A 1,167-nucleotide genomic window follows, 5' to 3' on the forward strand; every position below is an offset into this window, starting at 1 on the left:
ATACTAAATTGTTTTGGATGTGACTCATGGGGGTGCCCATAGGCGTTAAATTGTGATTCACAGGATACCATCGTTGAAGGAAGGTATCTCTGATGAGCAAGGCAGTCGCACTCCGAGAGGACTATGACGCAACGAGGGTGCGCAGTCTGGCCCGAGGAAGCAGACATGCCGGCCAGTCCCGGCGCCTTCTGGCGCTTGCCGCGATTTATGACGGGGCGACACGTGGTGAAGCGGCCCGTCTTGCGGGAACGGATCGACAGATCGTTCGGGACTGGGTTTTGCGCTTTAACGCTCAAGGGCCTGCGGGTCTGATTGATCGTCATGGTGGGGGCGCTCCTCGTCGCATCACACCTTCCGTCATGGAGGCTCTGGCGCAGCGGATCGAAGATGGCCCCATTCCCGCGGCTCATGGTGTGGTGCGCTGGCGATTGCGTGATCTGTGCGCCTGGCTTCATGAAGAGCACGGGGTCAGCCTGTCTGTATCGTGGTTGAGCAGGATTGTCCGCAATGAGAATTTTCGCCTGCTGACGGCCCGCCCACGGCATTATGCCCAGAACCCGGATGCCCAGGACATTTTTAAAAAGACTTCCCTGATGCCCTTGCAGCAATCAGCGCCTGTCATCCCGGAGAAGACATCGAACTGTGGTGGTCTGACGAGGCGCGGATCGGCCAGAAAACAAAGCTGACACGGCGGTGGGCGAAGCGGGGAACCCGCCCGCGCGCGACAGCCGACCAGCGGACCCGATCCGCCTGGATTTTCGGAGCGATTTGCCCCGCTCAGGGAAAAGGGGCCGCCCTCGTGCTTCCTTCGTGTAACATCCATGCGATGAATTTCCACCTCAAGGAAATCGCCCAGGCCGTTGCACCGCAAAGTCATGCCGTTCTCATCCTGGATCAGGCAGCATGGCATACCAGCCTGAAACTGACGGTTCCCCCCAACATCACTCTCCTGCCGCTTCCACCCCGCTCACCTGAACTGAACCCGGTAGAAAACGTCTGGCAGTTCATGCGCAATACATGGCTCTCAAACAGAATCTTCAAAACCTATGACGATATCGTCGATATCGCCTGCCATGCGTGGAACCAGCTCACCGACCAGCCATGGCGCATTATGTCTCTCGGATTGCGCGACTGGGCTCATGGGTCATAGCAAAAACAAATTGGTAT

The 1,167-nt window shown here is 57.7% G+C and carries 1 protein-coding gene; it reads left to right on the plus strand.

All coding sequences use genetic code 11. The features are described 5' to 3' along the window. Nucleotides 1–92 precede the first annotated feature (92 nt). Nucleotides 93–1,150, plus strand: a protein-coding gene (locus PWM43_RS15315) for an IS630 family transposase (protein WP_145912892.1) whose coding sequence is annotated in 2 segments (ribosomal slippage) — nucleotides 93–585 and nucleotides 585–1,150 — 1,059 coding nt in all. Because the reading frame shifts where the segments join, the coding sequence is not laid out codon by codon here. Nucleotides 1,151–1,167: the final 17 nt, after the last annotated feature.

This window comes from Brytella acorum (genome assembly GCF_029309905.1).
Classification (GTDB): domain Bacteria; phylum Pseudomonadota; class Alphaproteobacteria; order Acetobacterales; family Acetobacteraceae; genus Brytella; species Brytella acorum.